At 31.4% G+C, this 18,562-nt stretch carries 20 protein-coding genes; 5 read left to right on the plus strand and 15 right to left on the minus strand.

Features of this window, described 5'->3' with window-relative positions; genetic code table 11:
- Positions 1 to 2: 2 nt before the first annotated feature.
- The 9 genes from pseI to CFE53_RS01775 are packed head-to-tail and all read right to left on the minus strand — an operon-like array spanning position 3 to position 7,455.
- Positions 3 to 1,058: a pseudaminic acid synthase gene (gene pseI / locus CFE53_RS01735; protein WP_172456341.1), complete on the minus strand. Its 1,056-nt coding sequence runs from the start codon at positions 1,056 to 1,058 to the stop codon at positions 3 to 5.
- On the minus strand, positions 1,027 to 1,719 hold the full coding sequence (gene pseH, locus CFE53_RS01740) for a UDP-4-amino-4,6-dideoxy-N-acetyl-beta-L-altrosamine N-acetyltransferase (protein ID WP_148120187.1): 693 nt from the start codon (positions 1,717 to 1,719) through the stop codon (positions 1,027 to 1,029). Before pseH ends, pseI begins: the two co-directional genes overlap by 32 nt.
- A gap of 37 nt (positions 1,720 to 1,756) precedes the next feature.
- Positions 1,757 to 1,999, minus strand: a complete 243-nt coding sequence (locus tag CFE53_RS01745; RefSeq protein WP_148120188.1) for a hypothetical protein — start codon at positions 1,997 to 1,999, stop codon at positions 1,757 to 1,759.
- Positions 1,974 to 2,978 (minus strand): PseG/SpsG family protein, encoded by a 1,005-nt coding sequence (locus tag CFE53_RS01750; protein WP_148120189.1) that lies wholly within the window; start codon positions 2,976 to 2,978, stop codon positions 1,974 to 1,976. The genes CFE53_RS01745 and CFE53_RS01750 overlap by 26 nt, the downstream gene beginning before the upstream one ends.
- Positions 2,979 to 2,982: 4 nt before the next feature.
- Entirely contained in the window at positions 2,983 to 3,828 is an 846-nt protein-coding gene (locus CFE53_RS01755; RefSeq protein WP_216360700.1) for a cytidylyltransferase domain-containing protein, read from the minus strand.
- Positions 3,829 to 3,837: 9 nt separating this feature from the next.
- Entirely contained in the window at positions 3,838 to 4,998 is a 1,161-nt protein-coding gene (gene pseC / locus CFE53_RS01760; protein WP_148120190.1) for a UDP-4-amino-4,6-dideoxy-N-acetyl-beta-L-altrosamine transaminase, read from the minus strand.
- Entirely contained in the window at positions 4,982 to 6,004 is a 1,023-nt protein-coding gene (gene pseB, locus CFE53_RS01765; protein WP_148120191.1) for a UDP-N-acetylglucosamine 4,6-dehydratase (inverting), read from the minus strand. Before pseB ends, pseC begins: the two co-directional genes overlap by 17 nt.
- Before the next feature lie 60 nt (positions 6,005 to 6,064).
- A complete protein-coding gene (locus tag CFE53_RS01770; protein WP_148120192.1) occupies positions 6,065 to 6,781 on the minus strand; it encodes a WbqC family protein in 717 nt (238 codons plus the stop codon).
- On the minus strand, positions 6,778 to 7,455 hold the full coding sequence (locus tag CFE53_RS01775; RefSeq protein WP_148120193.1) for a class I SAM-dependent methyltransferase: 678 nt from the start codon (positions 7,453 to 7,455) through the stop codon (positions 6,778 to 6,780). The genes CFE53_RS01770 and CFE53_RS01775 overlap by 4 nt, the downstream gene beginning before the upstream one ends.
- Positions 7,456 to 7,644: 189 nt before the next feature.
- Between CFE53_RS01775 and CFE53_RS01780 the strand changes: the two genes are divergently transcribed.
- The gene (locus CFE53_RS01780; protein WP_148120194.1) at positions 7,645 to 8,046 is read left to right on the plus strand and encodes a hypothetical protein; all 402 of its coding nucleotides are present in this window, start codon (positions 7,645 to 7,647) and stop codon (positions 8,044 to 8,046) included.
- 50 nt (positions 8,047 to 8,096) lie between these two features.
- Here CFE53_RS01780 and CFE53_RS01785 read toward each other — a convergent pair whose 3' ends face one another.
- The 5 genes from CFE53_RS01785 to hisI form a co-directional block, all read right to left on the minus strand.
- A complete protein-coding gene (locus CFE53_RS01785; protein ID WP_148120195.1) occupies positions 8,097 to 9,341 on the minus strand; it encodes an oligosaccharide flippase family protein in 1,245 nt (414 codons plus the stop codon).
- A 2-nt stretch (positions 9,342 to 9,343) separates the two neighbouring features.
- The gene (locus CFE53_RS01790; protein WP_148120196.1) at positions 9,344 to 10,525 is read right to left on the minus strand and encodes a glycosyltransferase family 4 protein; all 1,182 of its coding nucleotides are present in this window, start codon (positions 10,523 to 10,525) and stop codon (positions 9,344 to 9,346) included.
- 158 nt (positions 10,526 to 10,683) lie between these two features.
- Complete coding sequence (locus CFE53_RS01795) at positions 10,684 to 11,199, minus strand: hypothetical protein (RefSeq protein ID WP_148120197.1); 516 nt, start codon at positions 11,197 to 11,199, stop codon at positions 10,684 to 10,686.
- 18 nt (positions 11,200 to 11,217) lie between these two features.
- On the minus strand, positions 11,218 to 11,994 hold the full coding sequence (locus CFE53_RS01800) for a dihydroorotate dehydrogenase electron transfer subunit (protein ID WP_148120198.1): 777 nt from the start codon (positions 11,992 to 11,994) through the stop codon (positions 11,218 to 11,220).
- Positions 11,972 to 12,358, minus strand: coding sequence for a phosphoribosyl-AMP cyclohydrolase (gene hisI, locus CFE53_RS01805; protein ID WP_148120199.1), 387 nt, complete (start codon positions 12,356 to 12,358; stop codon positions 11,972 to 11,974). The genes CFE53_RS01800 and hisI overlap by 23 nt, the downstream gene beginning before the upstream one ends.
- Before the next feature lie 238 nt (positions 12,359 to 12,596).
- Between hisI and CFE53_RS01810 the strand changes: the two genes are divergently transcribed.
- Entirely contained in the window at positions 12,597 to 14,153 is a 1,557-nt protein-coding gene (locus CFE53_RS01810; protein WP_148120200.1) for a class III signal peptide-containing protein, read from the plus strand.
- A gap of 379 nt (positions 14,154 to 14,532) precedes the next feature.
- Here CFE53_RS01810 and CFE53_RS01815 read toward each other — a convergent pair whose 3' ends face one another.
- Complete coding sequence (locus CFE53_RS01815; protein WP_172456379.1) at positions 14,533 to 15,048, minus strand: YqhA family protein; 516 nt, start codon at positions 15,046 to 15,048, stop codon at positions 14,533 to 14,535.
- Between the two features lie 404 nt (positions 15,049 to 15,452).
- Here CFE53_RS01815 and cobK point away from each other — a divergent pair, with 404 nt between their 5' ends.
- From cobK to CFE53_RS01830, 3 genes are all read left to right on the plus strand, one after another.
- Complete coding sequence (gene cobK, locus CFE53_RS01820) at positions 15,453 to 16,220, plus strand: precorrin-6A reductase (protein WP_253254763.1); 768 nt, start codon at positions 15,453 to 15,455, stop codon at positions 16,218 to 16,220.
- Positions 16,221 to 16,720: 500 nt separating this feature from the next.
- Entirely contained in the window at positions 16,721 to 17,074 is a 354-nt protein-coding gene (locus CFE53_RS01825) for a cysteine-rich small domain-containing protein (protein WP_148120202.1), read from the plus strand.
- An 8-nt stretch (positions 17,075 to 17,082) separates the two neighbouring features.
- Positions 17,083 to 18,063 carry a methanogenesis marker 12 protein gene (locus CFE53_RS01830; RefSeq protein ID WP_148120203.1) on the plus strand — a complete coding sequence of 327 codons (981 nt, stop codon included), beginning with the start codon at positions 17,083 to 17,085 and terminating at the stop codon, positions 18,061 to 18,063.
- The last annotated feature ends 499 nt before the right edge of the window (positions 18,064 to 18,562 follow it).

Raw genomic sequence — 18,562 nt, forward strand, 5'->3', positions numbered from 1 at the left:
TTCTAATCCACAAATTCCCACCTTAAGGGTGTTCCCTTAGGAATATCATATCTAGCTTTACGACCTAAAATGTCTTTTAAATATTTGGGAGGCAATCCATAACCTGGTCGGATGGATTTTACATTCTTTTCTGTAAACAGCTCTCCTTTCTTTACATCTTCAACTATATATAAAGATCTTCTAAATTTTTTTATCTCTTCTTCACTCTTATCTGTACCATATCTAACATCTCCCAAAGCCTTTTCAACGTTCCTAATCGCCTGAACCATGGTTTTGAATTCTTGTGGTTCTAATGAAAATGCTGAATCTGGTGTTTGAATTGAACGAGATAATGTAAAGTGTTTTTCAACTATTGATGCCCCTAATGCTACAGCTGCTATAGGTATCTCTATTCCCAATGTATGATCTGATAATCCCACTGGAACACCAAAAGTTTCCATCATATTAGGTATTGTCTTTAAATTCATACTTTCATATGGTGCTGGGTATGCACTTGTGCATTTTAATAGAATTATTTGATTATTTCCTTTTCTCCTCACAGCTTGAATAGCCTCTTCTATCTCTCCTAATGTAGCCATTCCAGTAGAGATTATTATCGGTTTTCCAGTTTCAGCAACTTTTTCTATGAGTGGAATATCAACAATTTCGGGAGATGCTATCTTATATGCAGGAACTCCCAATTCTTCAAGAAAATCAACTGCTGTAGGATCAAATGGTGTGGAAAAAAAATCAAGACCTAGTTTGTTAGCAATTTTTTTTAATTCCTTATGCCAATCCCATGGCATGTATGCTTCTTTGTATAACTCATATAACGTTTTTCCATCCCATAAAGTTCCCCCTTTAATTTTAAACTCGGGACGACCAACATCTATGGTTATTGTATCTGGAGTATATGTCTGAACTTTAACAGCGTCAGCACCTGCATCTTTAGCTGCTTCTATGAGTTTTACTGCTGTTTCAAAATCTTGGTTATGATTTGCCGAAAGTTCTGCTACTATATATACTGGATATTTAGGACCTATTTTTCTACCATTTATTTCTATATAAGGTATTTTCATAAAGATCCCTCCATTTATCTTTTTTTGATAACCACTCTTCTTTTAATGTACTCATTATAATCACATCCTTAAAAACACCGTTTTTAAACTTAAATTTCCTTAAAGTTCCTTCTTTCTGAAAGAACTTACTGTATAAACGAATTGCTACAATATTATCACTAAATACCTCAACTTGGACTCTATTTAAGTTTAATACATCAAAAGAAAATTTTAATAAAGTATATAGCATTATTTTACCAAATCCTTTTCCTTTAAATTTTTCATTTCCAATATAAATTCCAATTGATGCACTTTTATCATTTATGCCAATATTAGACAAACCAACTACTCCAACTGGATCATTATCGTATTCAACAAGAAAATAAACAGCATCGTTATTTGTTCTAAGTCTATGGACCCAATTAAAATGTTCTTCCAGAGTTATTATGTGATCGGTATACATCCATTTCCGAATTTTATCTTTATTTCTCCAGTTTCGTATAATTTCTAATTCTTCTCTATTTAAATTTATTATATTTAAAAACTTTAATTTTCCAAAATCAAAATTCAACGTTAATAGTTCACTAAATTTATATTTATAGTTAATATTATCATTTATAGTTATAAATTTAGAGTTTTTATAATATATAAATTTTTCAAAATTATCCCTAATATACCCCATAGTATCTATTATTGCTTTAATTATTTCAGAAGTTTTGTTAATAATAGACTGTTTCTACATCTAAGATTATATAAATTGCAAACACTCCACCCTTAAAATACTCTATTATATTACCAGGAATATTTTTGAAATAATTAATTACTATAAGAATATCAAAAGATTTTTCCATTAGTATATTGAATGTGAGTTCATCCAAAAATATAAACTCACAATTTAATTTATTAAGATTCTTTTTTAGAAGCGTTTTAAATGATCTATCTCCTACTAATGCTATTTTCATACTTTACAACCTCTGCGACAATTCTCTTTGCACCTAATCCATCAATAAGTTTTTTACCGATTTCACTACGAAGTTTTCTTTCATGATAATCATTTAAAATTTCTAAACTTTCAAGAATATTTCTTTCTAAATTATTATTTTTATATTCTCCAGCGTACACTAAAAATCCAAATTTTTGAAAATATTGTGCATTTAACCTTTGATTTTCAGCGACTACTATTCCTATTGTTGGAACACCTACTCTTGCTAATTCATATAACGTCAGACCACAACTTGAAATTGCAACATCACTTAATAACATTAAGTTCAACATATCCTTAGTGTCTAAATCAAAATAGAAGCTTATGTTTGATCCTTTATATTTTGATATGTAAGTCATATCTTTAAAAGCCCTACCTATTACAACATGAAAATTGTATGGCATATCTTTTAGGAGTCCTAACATTTTCGGAGTTAAATTTCTTACATCTTCGCCACCAAAGGTTATCATGATGTTTTTAAGATCTTTATCTATTTTTTTAGATGGAATATTCCAAAACTCTTTCCTAAGTATAATATATTTAGAACCTAAGAGATAAAGCATATTTGAATGTTTTTTATAATTTAAGAATTCACCATAGATCGTTGGAGATACTATTATATCTGCATTATACTGTAATCTATTATAATCATCAATTACTATTACTATATTATTATTTTTTTTTAAAGTTGAATATACTTTCCCCGGAGCTAAATACGAGTCGATTATTAAAATCGAATCTTTCATTAACTTTGCATTTTTAATCCAATTTTCAATTTTATACTGGATATTTCGATTTTTCAGGAATTCATCCACTTTTTTATCTCCATTAACTATAAGAACAGGTTCTAGATCATACTCTTTAAATGCCTCATACAACGCCAAACATCTTGTGATATGTCCCAAACCTATTTCAGACCCTCCTTCTGTTAAAATTATAACTTTATTTTTACTTATCATATATTTATTCACCCTGATTCAGATATTTTCGTAAAATATTAGCAGCAGTTTTTAAATCCTGAAGTTCCAATATTTTTATGGCATCTATTACCTCCTCTTTCTCTGAAATATAGATTTTCTTCTGTTGAATCTTTTTATTTATCAGTTTAAGCCAGGGTTTTTCCTTGAAGAGTCTTATGATATCCTCTAAACCAAATAATTCATTTTTAGTATATAGATAGTCATAAACTGAACATAACAGAGCATAATCTTCCTCAGTATCTAAGGTTATTCTTATTGTAGGATCTGTCAAGTGAGATGGAGCCCTGATATTCATGAGTCTGTATCTAGAATTTGGATTCTTATATATATAAGGAGTAACATGTTCCCGTTCAAATGTTCTTGTTGCATTAAAGTACGCTTCCTTAAGGCATTCAAAACTAAAAACTTCTACGTCCTGCCCTCTAGGGAAAGTATTTTCCAAAGTATTTGAAACATAATCTACATTATTATCGATATATTTTTTAATAACCATATCAATTACATTTGGATCTATACATGGACAATCACTTGTTATACGAACAATAACATCAACTGAAAATTCTTTTGCGGTATGGTAATAACGGGAAAGTACATCTTTTTCACTACCTCTAAAAATTCCTACATTCATTTTTGTTGCAATATCTACAATTCTCTCATCTTCTGGTTTTGTTGTAGTTGCCACAATAACCTCATCTGCAAGTTTTGAGACTTTACATCTTTTAATAACTTGTTCCAAAACTGTTGTTTTACTGTTGTATGGAAGAGGAAGTAGTACTTTCATCGGTAGGCGAGTTGAACTAGTTCTAGCCTGAATTATAATTCCAATCAACTTTTCACCTTAAGATTTAGAGTATTTATTTATTACTTCAAAAAGAGTATTTTCAATGTAATTAATTTCCTCTTCAGAAAGTCCAGGAAATATTGGAATACTTAACTCCCTTCTGTAGAACTCCTCCGCTTTAGGACAAAGTCCTTTGGAGTATCCTAGTTTTTGATAGTAAGGATGCCAATATACAGGAATATAATGGACTTGGACAATTATTCCTTTTTCTCTTAACTCCCCGAAAATATTTACTTTTTTTGAATAATCTTTTAATTTAATTGGAAAAATATGCCAACTTGATTTTGCGTATTCCTTCTCAATGGGTAGATCGAATAGTTCTACATCTGCGAAGTCATTCTTATATTTTTTAGCTATTTCTCTTCTTTCTTTAAGAAATCTCTCGATCTTTCTAAGTTGAGATAACCCCAATGCACATTGAATATCAGTAATTCTGTAGTTATATCCAAGCTCATGCATTTCATAATACCAATCTCCCTCAGAGGAATTTAAAAACTTTCTTTTATCTTTTGTTATCCCATGCTGTCGAAACATGAGAAGTTTTTCATAAAATTCTTCTCTATTTGTACATACAGCACCTCCTTCCCCTGTAGTTATAATCTTCACGGGATGAAAACTGAATATTGTCATATCCGCTAACGCTCCAATATTTTTTCCTTTATATTTTGCACCAAGGGCGTGGGCAGCATCTTCAATAAAGATCAGATCATGGTCTCTAGCGATATCTCTTATAACATCAATATCAACTGGATGTCCACTGTAATCCACTGTAGATATTAACTTTGTTTTTGATGTAATTTTCTGTTCAATTAAATTCGGATCTATATTTCCAGTGTCACTTTCAATATCGACAAAGATCGGTTTTGCTCCAAGATATAATCCTGCATTCGATGTTGCAGCAAATGTGTTAGGAGTTGTTATAAATTCATCACCATGAGATAATCCAGCAGCAAAGTATGCTGCATGTAAAGCTGCTGTTCCAGATGAAAAAACAACGCAGTATTTTGCCCCCACAAATTTAGATAATGCTTTTTCAAATTTTTCAATCATGGGTCCCTGGGTTATAAAGTCAGATTTAAGGACTTTAACAACTTCGTTAATATCATCTTCCTCTATCAGTTGTCTACTATAGGGAAGAGATCTATTCAACTTCCACATATTTTATCATCTCCTTTAACTCTTCAACTGTTAACCACCGATCATTTTTATCACTTCGATATACAAAACCTTCTGGAACCTTTGGTAATCCTTTCCATCTGTTTAAATCCTTCGTTTCAAATTCGAACTGTGGAAGGATTATATAGATTGTTCTGTTATTTTCCAGATCTTCAAATATTACAGTGTTTCTAGCTTCATCCTCACTTATAAGAGTTTCATGAAGTTTTTCTCCGGGACGTATTCCAATTATTTCAAATTCACAGTTTGGACAAATAGCTTTTGCTAAGTCAACAATTCTCATACTGGGAACCTTAGGAACAAAGACTTCTCCACCTACAGACTCCTTTAAAGCAAATAATACAAGGTCAACAGCCTCATCTAATGTAAGCCAAAATCTTGTCATTCTAATATCAGTTATCGGTAACTTCTTTTCACCTCTTTTAATTAACTCCAAAAATAGAGGTATTACGCTTCCCCTACTTCCAACTACGTTTCCATACCTTACCACAGAGAAAGTAGTATCTTTTTTACCTACGTATGAATTTCCAGCTATAAATATTTTCTCAAGTACCAACTTTGTAGCCCCATATAAATTTATTGGATTTACTGCCTTGTCTGTAGAGAGTCCTACAACTTTTTTAACTCCCATATCAATTGCAGCGTCTATAATATTTTGTGCTCCTATAATATTTGTTTTTACAGCTTCAAATGGGTTATATTCTGCCACTGGAACCTGTTTAAGGGCTGCTGCATGAACTACATAATCAACTCCATCAAATGCCCTATAAATTCTATCCCTATCTCTAACATCTCCAATAAAATACCTAATTGGATATTTTTCAGGTGGAAATTTTTTTCTCATTAAATATTGTTTATATTCATCCCTGCTAAAGATTATCACTTTTTCTGGTTCAAATTTCTGAAAAATTCTTTCAGTAAACTTTTTTCCAAAAGATCCTGTTCCTCCTGTTATTAGAATTACCTTACTATCTAAAAATCCTGACATTGTTAAACACCTCCTTAATAATAAAGTTAAATTAATATTAATATATTGTATTATATAAATTTAAGTTCTCGGATCTCTTTTAAGTGCATTTTTCTCACCTTCTCTTATTACTTCCAAAGATCTATCTCCCATATTAAATAGTAGGTCAATAATTGAAAGATAGGGAATAAATTCCCCATACAATTGTGGATAAACAGGATGGTTAAATTCAAACCAATATAATTTAATTCCAGCCTTTTTGAACTTTTCAGGTTCTATGTATGCCTTGGCTCCAGGACCAGAGATGTATTCATCGGCACCTATTTTGTTTAATATATTTATCAATCGATCTGTTTTTTTACCTTCTACATTTAATTGAGATGAGAATATAAATTTTGTAGAATCAAGTCCAAGTAATTTACATATTTCTTTAATTATTGTAACATTCAAATCCACTATGTATTCCCATCTTCTTTTATAGAATTTTTCAAAAACATCAGAATAGTCTTTAAAGTAAGGTGCTCTAGTATAGGCATAAAATATGGATTTCCAATGTTTTTTAGCCCAATTCTTATTGTTATTTATTTTTACTTCATTTATCTTTTGTCCAAATTTTTTCATGACAGGGACTGTCAGCCAGATCCAATTACCATTTGATATTTTTATTCTATTTCTTTGTTGCCATGAACTCCCTACAAATTGAACATCATCATAAAAAACAAAAACATCTGCTATATCTATTAGTCCAAAGTATCCTATCCATGGTAAATACATCGGCTGTAATATAACTACTCTCATAAACACACCCTTGGATCTCTATAAATATATATAGTGTATTCATATAATTGATAGTCATGTCTTATTACAAACCATCTACTCAAATTTTTAACACAAAATGATATAGTATTTCCAATTGGAGAATAATATAGATCTTTATCTTCCCAATCCACATATTCCGTCATAAAATTGACAGCAATACCTTTTCTACAGAGTTCCCAAAGTTTTGTTAACGTTGTTTTTATCCAAGTTTCATGTATCTCTTTGTCAGTATCAAGTTTGAGATTAAAGACTCCACTAATAAGAACATAATCGAAATAATTATAATAATTTTTATCAATATTTTCTTTCATAATATCAATAACCTTAAATTTCCCATCAGAATGTCTCTTTTTAGCAATTTTTATCATTTTTTCTGAGATATCCCATCCATGATATTCGCAGTTAATTTCCTGTTCCTTTAAGTAATCGAAGAGAAGAGCGTTACCACAACCAAAATCTAATACTCTTTTACCATTTAGATCGTCAATTTCTGTCAAAATTTTAAATCTTAACCATGTTTTCTCCTTTCCTCTCCAGTGAACTGCTTCTGGAGAATTAGGATCATGCAACATTAAATGATTCTCGTATTCTTTTTTTAATCTATTAATATGATCTCTTAGTTTTTTATTTAGAGAGACTTTAGTAGTTTCCATTTTATCACATTTAATTTTCTCTTTTTACCATAAATGGAAAGAGTATTTATTACTACATAATTTTCTATATCATTTATTACGATATACTATTTATAATAACTTTAATTTAATTTATAAATAATAAAATAGAAAAGTTTAAATGTATTAATACTATAGGTTTTTACCAGATAATATTAGTTGGGAGATAAAATGGATCTAAGAAATTATGGATTTGTAAAGGTTGGAAGATGGAAGTTAAATGAAAATATTAAAAGCGGAATAGATTTCGAACTTATGGATTTTAAGGAAGAAAGAGTAATTTATGCTTTTGTAGTAGATGGTGAAACTAAGTACATTGGAATTTGTGAAAGTAGTAAAAGGACTCTTGAAGATAGAATGATAAAGTTCAAATACTCGCAGGGAGGGGGAACAAATAAACGTATTGCAGATGAGATTAAAAAATGTTTAGAAAATGGAAAAACTGTAGAGATATTCGCATTAAAACTTGAATTAGTAGTACAATATAAAGGTTTAGAAGTTGATCTTATAAGAGGGCTAGAATATCCTTTAATTGAAAAACTAGATCCTGAATGGAACATAATGAAAAACTAAATTCTAAATATGTCAGATAAATTTTTTCTTCTAAGTACTAGTAATATTTATTAAGCCCTTAAAAACAACAGAGTAATAAACAATATCACAACAATACTATATATAACCCTTGCCATAACTGCCCCAAACAACCCGTAATAAAACACCCCTATAAAACTCAACATTATAAGTAATAATGCAGAGAAAGTATTAAACTTATTTATTAACTCCCTCTTCTTTTCCTTTATTAGATAATTGTAAGGTAGCAGATACAGAAAATTTATAAATGTTAAACTGTACAACAAACTGAGCCAGGTATATTCGAAGTACTTCGGATAGAATATATAATAAACTATTGGAGCAACCACTATATAGACACATATAAGTCCTATTATCATAAGTAAAAATTTTTTAAAATGTATCAACACATCCCTTTTACTTAGGTTAGATGACGCCATCTTTGGTAGTATCAGAGGACTAAAGGTATTAACTAACAACTCAAATTGACTAGGTAATGTCATAATAACCCTAAATATCGCTAAATCAGAGAAATTTAAAAAATGTGCTATAATTAAACTATCAAAATTAGCAGATATTCCCGATAGAACCATCGATTTACTTATATTTTTTCCAAATTTTATACTTGAAAGATCTACCTTATTACGTTCAATAAAATTTTTTACATAGAATATACTAAAGTATCCACAAATTAAGATCTGAGATAACACCGTTATCAACACTATCCAAAATACAGATCTTGTAATAAGAAGAAAAATAATTACAAATAAGGTGGATAAAACTGCAAAAAGAGAGGTTATTTTCGCCAGTATATCAAATCTCTTTTTCCCGTTAAAAAAATAACTGTAATATCCTGATATTGAATAAAAAGGAAAAAGAGAAGAAATAATTACAAAAATAATAGACAGATCAAAATTACCTATGTAGTATTCATAAACCGATACTACTAAAAGGAACAAACTACCTATCCAACTGTATTTAAAAACCTCCCTAAGTGCCTTAAAGTAAGTACCCTCATATCCCTTTGTAACAGCCTGCACTACTGCAACTCCCATCCCAGGTAGGGCGAAGATACCTGCAAGGATTAAAATAGTCATTACAAAGTTATACTCTCCAAAGGATTCTTTAGATAACATATTTGCCAACATTACACTTAATAAAAAACCCTTTATAATTAAAAAAATTCTACTAACCCCTAACCAAAATCCCCCCTTTATAAAGTAGGGCAGATCCAACCCTACCTTCGTGGAGTATCTCTTTGCCAACAAATACACCCTCTCCTTCAACTTCTCTATCATTCCTATCCCTTAACTAAATCCCTTAAAATCTCCTTGTATCTCTCCACCGATACCTTCCAGTTAAAGTTCTCCTCTATAAACCTCCTGGCATTCCTACCACATTGAACCATTAACTCCCTACTCTCAATAAACTCCATTACACCCCTACATATCTCCTCTGGACTGTTATCCTTTAAAAGTATCCCAGTTTTCCTATCAACTACTACCTCATCTCCCCCCTCGTAGGGACTGGCAACAACAGGTTTTCCACAGCACATAGCCTGAAGTAGAGATGTAGAGAGACCCCCACCCCTATAAGATGGATGGATGTATATATCACAACTTTTAACTATCCCTATAGCCTTCTTAAAATCCTTCCTTCCAGTGAAGTATATCCCTTTATTAAGATACTCCCCTGACAACTCTTTAAGATACTCTAGATCCTCCCCATATCCAACTATTATTAACACAGTTCTATCCCTTATCTCCTTAGGAAGAATTTTATAGCTTTCGATTAAGTTATCCACTCCCTTCCATTTATATAATCTACCGACAAAACATAGTTTTATCTTATCTTTAAATCTCTCTTTTATCTCCCTATCCTCAGGTATGTTCTCTATCTCTTGGATCTCTATACCTCGATATATCACTGGAATATCAAGATCATCTAAAAAATTCTCCAAAATAAATTTTTTAACAGATTTCGATATAGCTATTACACAGTCAGATTCTCGAAATATCAACTTCCCTATAGTTTTATCGTATATATAGGCTATCTTGTTCGTTAATCTACTGCTTACATTAACAAAGGCACTACCATGCTCTACATGTACAAGTTTTACCCTGGATAACCTAAGTTTCGCAAAGAGAAATCCTAACAATGTATTTGAGAAAAATCTCGTTCTCGTCATTACAACATGGAAGTTTATTTTATACAGACTGAAAAACATCCTCCAGAACTTAATACTTAGTATATTGGGAACTGGATAATTTGAAATCACCTCAAAGGCTGGATACCTATATACCTTAACGTTGTTGTATCTAACTTCAAATTCCTCGTATTTTGGAATATTTGGGGCGAAGATATAAATATTAAACTCTTTATCTTCAGATAGGTATTTAACAAATTCATCAACATGGGTTTCCAATCCTCCTACATGAGGTACATAATATCCTGGAAAGATGATAAGGTTGATGGTCATAATTTCCCTTAATTATTAGTATAAGATTATGGGTTCCTAACAGCGATGATTTTAACTCCTTTATATTAAGAATCTCATCAGGAGAGGGGTAATTAGAAAGTTCTTTTTTAATTATTATCATTATTATAAGTCTAATATTATTATAAAAATAGTGATTATCTTTAATCAAATCTATACTTTTTAAAATACCTCACACTAACCACCATCATTACTATCACACATATTACTACCTGAACAATAGACACAGGCACCTTAACGGTAAAAGGTTCATCTATCCTAACGCCATCTAAAACGTAATAAGGATAATACCTCCTTTCAGGATCAGCCCTTAAATTCATCCCCTCTATCCTCAAGGTGTTGCTCCCGTTATTTATACAATCTGTAACATCTATCTTTACTCTCTTCACATCCCATGTAAAACCTCTACCTCCTCCTCCAATAGTACATATTAACTTACCATTTAGATAGATCTTAACCCCCATACCTTTATCTATATTCCCGTAATGCTCAAAGGTAAGGTTGTAAGTATAATTCTCCACCTTATCTATCTGGAAGTTGTAGGCCTTACAATTCTCTTTGTAATTTATCTTTATATAGCCAAAGTTGTAGGCGGATATTCCATCTATTACTAAAAGGAGAATGAATACCAGTAAAACACTTCTATTCAGAGAGAGCATATACTTCCTCTTTCAATACTAAATCAATACCTTACTACCACTCTCATCTCTCTTATATTTTCCAAACTCACTTATATACTTTAATCTATCTCCCCAGAACACAGGACCATCCCTACATACACAGAGACCCTCATCATCTAAGGCACACTGGCCACATAGACCGATCCCACACTTCATATACCTCTCTAAAGATACCTGAACAGGAATATTATATCTTTCTCCAATCTCCACCACCTTCTTCATCATCAACTCCGGCCCACAGGTTATTATAAGATCAAACTTACTATCCTCCCTCAACAACTCTTTCAACTTCCCAGTTGTAAATCCCCGATAGCCTACACTTCCATCATCTGTACATAGGAGCACCTCACCACATCTCTTAAACCTATCTATAAATAGCAACTCCTCCTTACTACGTGCCCCAAGTATCGTAGTTACCTCGAAACCTTTTCTTGAGAACTCCTCCATGGCAGTTATAACAGGTACAGCCCCAATGCCTCCAGCAACTCCAAGTATTTTATCTCCCAAAGGTTCAAAAGATGATCCATAAGGTCCTCTGACTCCTATAAGATCTCCCTCCCTCAAGTTGTGCATAGCCTCTGTAAATCTACCAACCTTAGCAACTGTAAAACTTCTATCGGAGGAGTACCCAAAGGGTTTTTCATCTACACCTGGAAGCCACAACATAGCAAACTGCCCAGGTCTAAATTTAAACTTCCTATCTAAGATGAAGGTTTTTACAGTTGGAGTTTCAACTACTATCTCTTTTATTTCACAGATCTCTGGCCTTTCCATTATCTCCCGCATCTCTATTTTTCAGATCCACCTTGTAGTGAAAACAAGAGTAATATCCCTCATGACATGCAACCCCTTTCTGCTCAACGACGAAAAGAAGTGCATCCCCATCACAGTCTCTGTAGATCTCCTTTACCTTCTGTATATTACCACTTTCCTCTCCCTTCTTCCAGAGTTTCTTTCTACTTGTAGAGTAGTAGTGCATATAGCCAGTTTCAAGAGTCTTTTTCAACGCTTCCCTGTCCATAAATGCCGTCATTAGTACATTTTTATTCTCATCGGTAGTTATTGCTATTATTAGATCCTTTCCATCTATCTTTCTAAACTTTAAGTTTAACTCCTTAATGATTTTATCTACATCCATGTTATCCCAATTGAAGAATATTCATGTTATTCTTAAATTTTAATTAGGATATATTATTGTGATTAATGTATACACGTTAAAGTTAGTTATGACTCCAATCTTTTTTTCTTTTCTATAATCTTTATATAATAGTTATTCAAAATATTTATATATACTAAAAATTATAATTATTGATAAAAACATAATATAAAATTATAATGTTTAAAATAAATGTGTTAATCATGTTGGAGGTGATTATATGAAAATGTGCAAAATTAGGGGGCAGATATCTTTAGAGTTAATAATGCTGATACTTGTAGCATTATTAGGTGCAGTTGTGGTAGGAGTTACTATACCCAATAATTTAGTTAATATAACAAGTGTAGAGGATACTAAAGAGGTGGTATTTGAGGGGTTTATAAGAGGAGGAGGTACTCCTGTATCTTTTAGTGGAGGTAACAACCCTTCAAACAGTGATACGATAGGGAATTCTAATGCTGTAGACAATTCCACAACAATTGTAGATCACAATACTTCAAACAATGGTACAATAGACAACAATAGCACAGAGGATTCTAATACTGAAGACAATTCTACGGTAGTATTGCCAGATTTAATCCCAGTAGAATTAATAGTACAGTATGAGAATGGTAGTGAAATCACAAGATGTGGTAGATGTGGATATAGACATGGACAAAATGGCAAACAAAACACAGGAAAGAACCACTGTCAATGTTCTCATAAACATAGGCACCACAACAATGATCAGATAGTCAAAATTATAGCAACTATTGAAAATCAGGGAGGTAATATAAGTAGTCCATTTGATGTAGCCCTGATGATAAATAACAAAATCGACCAGATAAAAACCAAATCAGACATTAACAGTAACACCTGGACTATAAAATTTGATGGTATAAAAGTATCAACTAATAAATGTTGGGGGAAATGTCACGGACGTGGAAAAGGATGTGAACATAATTGGAAAAACTGTAAAAATAAAAACTGCGATAGAGAAGTTAACTATACTTTTACAATCATTGTAGATTATTCCAATACAGTAAATGAATCTAATGAAAATAATAATAAATTATCAGTAAACTGGAATATAAGAGAAAACGGTGAAAACAGTAACAATGATAGCAATTATAATTATAATGATAATAATACAGCCATTATCATTGGAGGTAGAGCTGAAAGTCTAACTGTAATACTTAGTGGTACTAGTGGGGTAAATATGGGATCTGGAGTAATACCAAATGCAAAATCATTATCGGGATACGTAGAAATCAATAATAAGAACATTACAAATGCTCAAAAGATATTCTTCAATGTGAAAGGAAATATATCTGGAAAAATAAATATAAATGGAAAAAGGATGTTGCATTTGGGAAACTTGTCTGAAATTGGTACTTTAAATCTGACATTAAATGGAAATTCTAGTTTGAGTATAATAAATGTACAACGAATAGAAAATATTAGAATTGATGGAATTAATGGTAGTACGAAGTTCACAACATTAAACGCTAATATAAATACTATGGATATAGGAGGTATGAATGGAAATACAAATTTAATTTTTGATAGTGTATATATAGATATGTTAAGGATTGGTGGAATTAATGGTAAAGCAAAATTAACTATTAAAAACTCTGATATAGATAGATTGGAGATTGGTGGAATTGGTGGTAGTGCAAAACTAATTATCAAAAATTCCTTTATAAATCATGTAGTAGTTGGTGGTGGTGTTGACTTAATAAACTCAAGACATGTGAAAATTATAAACTCCACAATCGATGGACAAAGATATGATTAAAATTGCCATTAATTTAAATTTTTATTTAAATTTTTAACTATTTATTATTAAATACTAACTTCAGTTCCTACTGAAGCATAGTATAAGAAAAAAGAGAAAATAAAATTCTTTACTTATACTATTTTATTTAATTTTCCAAAGTTTATAGAAAATTTTGTTATTATATTTTTACTTCCAATTTTGATGGACATAATATTAAAAATCTTTTAAAATCTTAAAAAATAATATATATTGATAATAAATATATAATAAATAGATAGCGCTCCTCTACAATTCAATAATTTTTTGGAAACTGCACCATACTTTTCAATAAAATAGAGTGTGTTATTATAAATTATTAATAACATATTTTTAATCCCTTACAATTTCTAAATAAGGATCATCTCTGCCCCTTTAAAAATGGTTTATGCATAAAGTGAAGTGCCAGTGCAAGCATCAGTATACTTCCTGCGAGATACATCATCTCCATGGGACTGGAGTAATCAATATCCATAACCCTTTTAAAGAACCCAATGATTAAAACCATTATTACAACTTTACCAAGTTTATCCTTAAGTTCATCTAAACTGTGAATTGCCAAGATCTTACTTTCCTCATCTTTCCTATCGTCTATCTCACTGATAAAAAGTTCATAGATACCAAAGGAGAATATTAACATAACTACTGCAACTAGATAGAGATGTACTGCACCGATGATCTTCTCAATCAATAACTCGTGAAAATTTAAAGGACGATAACCTCCAAAAAAGAACATATACACTTTTTCACTAATTACAACAATATCATAACTGGCTATAAGGAATAGGGAGATACTTCCAATCAATCCAAATATAACAGCCAAGATAGCAATCAACCTACATTTCCAGAGAGTTCCTTCAAAAATAACCTCTAAAATATTTCTCTTTTTCATAACCTCACCTTTATTATACCCTATAACATAACATTTTAAATATAAATAAAAATAATAATTATTAAAATAATGAGTAAAAATAACAAAAAAAAATTATAAACAAAAAAGGCAATTAAATAAAAATGGCAGAAACTCCTAAGGAGAAGATTTAACAGAAATCCCCCTGTTTCTCCTGTGCTCAGTGTAGCAAGGAATAGAGTTATATTCTACTTTTCCACCTGCTATTTATTCTTTATTATTTAAGAACTTTTATTTTTTATTATAATTATTCTTCTTTTATTATTTTTGTGATATTCTCACTGGTTGTTTATTAATTTAAATACTTTGTTTATTACTATATTAATAATAGACTTTTTACATCAATATCTTTTATTCTTTTTGGTGATCCTATGAAATCTCAAAAAGACGTAAAGATCCTAATAATGGGAGGTACAAAGGATGGTATCGAGATATCCAAAAGGTTAAAGGAAATGGGATTCTATACTATCACAACTACAAAAACAGATTACGGTAGTAAGTTGGCAGAGAAGTACTCAGATACAGTTATCTCCAGGGAGAGTACAGATAAAACCCTCAAAGATATAGTGAAGGAGTACAACGTCTCTATCTTAATTGACGCCACCCATCCCTTTGCAGTTAACGCCTCCAAGAGAGCCATAGATGTCTCAAGGGAATGTAATATTCCTTATATAAGGTATGAACGTCCCCAGAGGAGATATAAAGACGCTATTTATGTGAGAGACTTTGAAGAAGCCTCAAAAATGGCAGTGAAACTAAGTAGTAAAAACATCCTCTACCTTGGAGGGATTAAAAACTTAAAAACTGTGGTAAAGGTGATAGGAAAGGAGAGATTAATTGCCAGGGTACTCCCAATCTCAGTACCTGAGGCTCTGAAGTTGCTACCTTCTAAGAATGTAATAGGTATGGAAGGGGTATTTTCAAAGGAGTTGAACAAGTATATCCTTTTAGACTACAACTGCGACGTACTTATTACAAAGGACAGCGGTGATAGTGGGGGACTGAATGAGAAGGTTCTAGGTGCTAAAGAGGCTGGTGCAAAGGTGATAATTGTAGAGCGTCCTAAATTGGACTATCCTCTACTATTTCACAGTATTGAAGATCTTTTAGACTATGTAAAAAACCTCATTTCCAGTTAGAGGACTATCTCTTTTAGTAATTTAGGAATATTTAATTTAGAAATATTTAAGAAGAGTTTAATTTTTTACTTTTATAATAATAATTATAATAACTATGGAGATCGATAACAAATAATTAAAAAAGTAAAAAAGGTAAATGAGTACCTTACTATATCAATAATAATTGAGATGAGTTAGTATAATATATTAGTAGAAAGGGTAGTAATCTTAAATTTCCCTCGCCTGACAACATTAGAATTTTACTCTTTTAGAGGATATGAGAATTTTCTATTTGGTTATGACTCTAACAGTCTCTCTTTTTTACTTAAATATTTATATACCACTTCAATGGGAATTAAGGTTTAATTTTATCAATATGCTTTGGATAATTTTTAACTAATAAACCAAGTTATCAAATAATCTTATATGTCACTATAAATATTCTAAAAAATATTAAAATTTAATTATTAATAAACAGATTATTAATATCTTTTTAATTACTTATTTATGGTGTAATTATTATGATAGATCTGGCTAAAAAACATTTTAAAAAGGTCATAGAACTCTGTGGAGCAAACAGAGACTGTAAATACTATCCCTGTCATTTTGATAATCAAGTGTGTCTCTGGTGTTTCTGTCCCTTCTATCCCTGTTATGACGAGGAACTTGGGGAATTCGTTACAAGAAAAGATGGCAAAAAAATATGGAGTTGTGTAAAGTGCTCCTGGATACATAGGCCTGATGTTGCCTGTGAAGTTTTGAGGGAGATCTTAGAAGTTACAAAAGATAAAAATACAACAGAGGCCCTAAATGTCTTTGAGAACAGGGAGTTGCTTATGAAGATTATGAAAAGGGTTAGGGAAAAATTTCACTAGGTGTTCCAATGATCACAGTGGGAATAGACCATGGAACTTCTGGTATTAAGGTATGTATCAGGGAAAATGGTAAAAATACTTTTTTTGTACTCTCCCGTAGTGAGATAAAGAATAGATCTTTCATAGAGGAGTTAAGTAAGTACGTAGATCCTAATAAAATAGATCTTATCTCCGTGTGCTACTCCATGGGAGATGGTATAGACAGGATACTTCCAATAGAGAAGGTAAAAAACAGGGGTGTAGTTAGTATAGAAGGTGCTGGAGAGAAGATAGGAGGAGGGACCAAGGTATTTGATGAGATAAAGGAATCTAATATCCCTGCAGTGGTAATCCCTGGACTCCATAGAGGTGTTAAATGTCTAGATAGGAGATTCAGGGCTCTCTACTCCCATATAGCCTCTCCTGAAAAACTCTGTATGGCCTATAGTGCTTACAAGATATTTCAACTTCGGGATTTCATCCTATCGGATATATCATCCAATACTGTTACCTTAATTGTAAGGGATGGAAAGGTATTTGGAGGTTTTGACGCCTGTATTGGAGCAGTGGGATTACTACATGGACCTATAGATTTGGAGATGATAAGGGAGATCGACAGTGGGAGGATAACCGCCAATGAAGCATTTTCAACTGGAGGCATAATAAAGATAATAAGGGACAGGTATAGAGGTGTGGAGAATACATTGGAGGAACTTCTCAAGTGTTATAAAAAAGATGGGAGGTGCATCCTTGCAGTAGAGTCCCTAATTCTTAGTGTAGCCATGGAGATAAACGCCCTTATGATACTAAATCCCAGTAGAAATGTAGTACTCACAGGATCCCTTGTCAACATTAAGGAATTTGCCATCCCAGAGAGGTTAAAGGAGTACATAGACGGAAACTTCTATTTACTAGAGGGGGAGAGTGGTGCCCTTGGAGGTGCTCTAATTGCAGAGGATATATTGAAGGGTGTGAGGAATATCTTAGGTGTAGAGGTAGATTATAGGTAGTTATCTTATTTTTCACTAATAATTATAACAGATAAAGATAATTAAAAAAATAAAAAATATAAAAAGGAAAAACCTAAGAAGAAAGTTAATAGATACTTCAACTCCTTTCTTTAGTGCTCAATTAAGTTAGAAAGTATGTAGTGAGATCCTTAACCTGTATTAAACCTATTCTAGTTTTTATTTTTAAGATATAATAAAAAATAATTATAATAAACCTCAATTCCTATCAAAGTAGTAATTTAAAAGGAATTATAATAATATTATTAATAAAAAAACAATTTATTAAAATTAAAAATGGAATGAAATCTTATAAATTGCTATAAATCATATTGAAGATGTTTCTAAACACCGGATAGGATGGAAAAATTCTATCATAATATAAAATACCTATCGTTGTAGTTAGCAGATATTCGGAGAATCTCCTTCAATATTCAGAAATAGAAGAGAAATATTATATTTATTATTCGGGATAGATGGTTTTATTTTTTGAAGGTTTCTT

Source organism: Methanofervidicoccus sp. A16 (assembly GCF_003351865.1).
In the GTDB taxonomy this organism is placed as follows: Archaea; AGJL01; Methanococci; order Methanococcales; family Methanococcaceae; genus Methanofervidicoccus.

What these genes read in the sequence shown, in the direction of transcription:
- CFE53_RS01795 (WP_148120197.1), bottom strand. Translation starts at nt 11,199, where the DNA reads ATGCTCTCTCTGAATAGAAGTGTTTTACTGGTATTCATTCTCCTTTTA.
- CFE53_RS01780 (WP_148120194.1), top strand. Translation starts at nt 7,645, where the DNA reads ATGGATCTAAGAAATTATGGATTTGTAAAGGTTGGAAGATGGAAGTTA.
- CFE53_RS01825 (WP_148120202.1), top strand. Translation starts at nt 16,721, where the DNA reads ATGATAGATCTGGCTAAAAAACATTTTAAAAAGGTCATAGAACTCTGT.
- pseH (WP_148120187.1), bottom strand. Translation starts at nt 1,719, where the DNA reads ATGGGGTATATTAGGGATAATTTTGAAAAATTTATATATTATAAAAAC.
- CFE53_RS01775 (WP_148120193.1), bottom strand. Translation starts at nt 7,455, where the DNA reads ATGGAAACTACTAAAGTCTCTCTAAATAAAAAACTAAGAGATCATATT.
- pseC (WP_148120190.1), bottom strand. Translation starts at nt 4,998, where the DNA reads ATGTGGAAGTTGAATAGATCTCTTCCCTATAGTAGACAACTGATAGAG.
- hisI (WP_148120199.1), bottom strand. Translation starts at nt 12,358, where the DNA reads ATGGATGTAGATAAAATCATTAAGGAGTTAAACTTAAAGTTTAGAAAG.
- CFE53_RS01800 (WP_148120198.1), bottom strand. Translation starts at nt 11,994, where the DNA reads ATGGAAAGGCCAGAGATCTGTGAAATAAAAGAGATAGTAGTTGAAACT.
- cobK (WP_253254763.1), top strand. Translation starts at nt 15,453, where the DNA reads ATGAAATCTCAAAAAGACGTAAAGATCCTAATAATGGGAGGTACAAAG.
- CFE53_RS01810 (WP_148120200.1), top strand. Translation starts at nt 12,597, where the DNA reads ATGAAAATGTGCAAAATTAGGGGGCAGATATCTTTAGAGTTAATAATG.
- CFE53_RS01750 (WP_148120189.1), bottom strand. Translation starts at nt 2,978, where the DNA reads ATGATAAGTAAAAATAAAGTTATAATTTTAACAGAAGGAGGGTCTGAA.
- CFE53_RS01785 (WP_148120195.1), bottom strand. Translation starts at nt 9,341, where the DNA reads ATGATAGAGAAGTTGAAGGAGAGGGTGTATTTGTTGGCAAAGAGATAC.
- pseB (WP_148120191.1), bottom strand. Translation starts at nt 6,004, where the DNA reads ATGTCAGGATTTTTAGATAGTAAGGTAATTCTAATAACAGGAGGAACA.
- CFE53_RS01770 (WP_148120192.1), bottom strand. Translation starts at nt 6,781, where the DNA reads ATGAGAGTAGTTATATTACAGCCGATGTATTTACCATGGATAGGATAC.
- pseI (WP_172456341.1), bottom strand. Translation starts at nt 1,058, where the DNA reads ATGAAAATACCTTATATAGAAATAAATGGTAGAAAAATAGGTCCTAAA.
- CFE53_RS01745 (WP_148120188.1), bottom strand. Translation starts at nt 1,999, where the DNA reads ATGAAAATAGCATTAGTAGGAGATAGATCATTTAAAACGCTTCTAAAA.
- CFE53_RS01830 (WP_148120203.1), top strand. Translation starts at nt 17,083, where the DNA reads ATGATCACAGTGGGAATAGACCATGGAACTTCTGGTATTAAGGTATGT.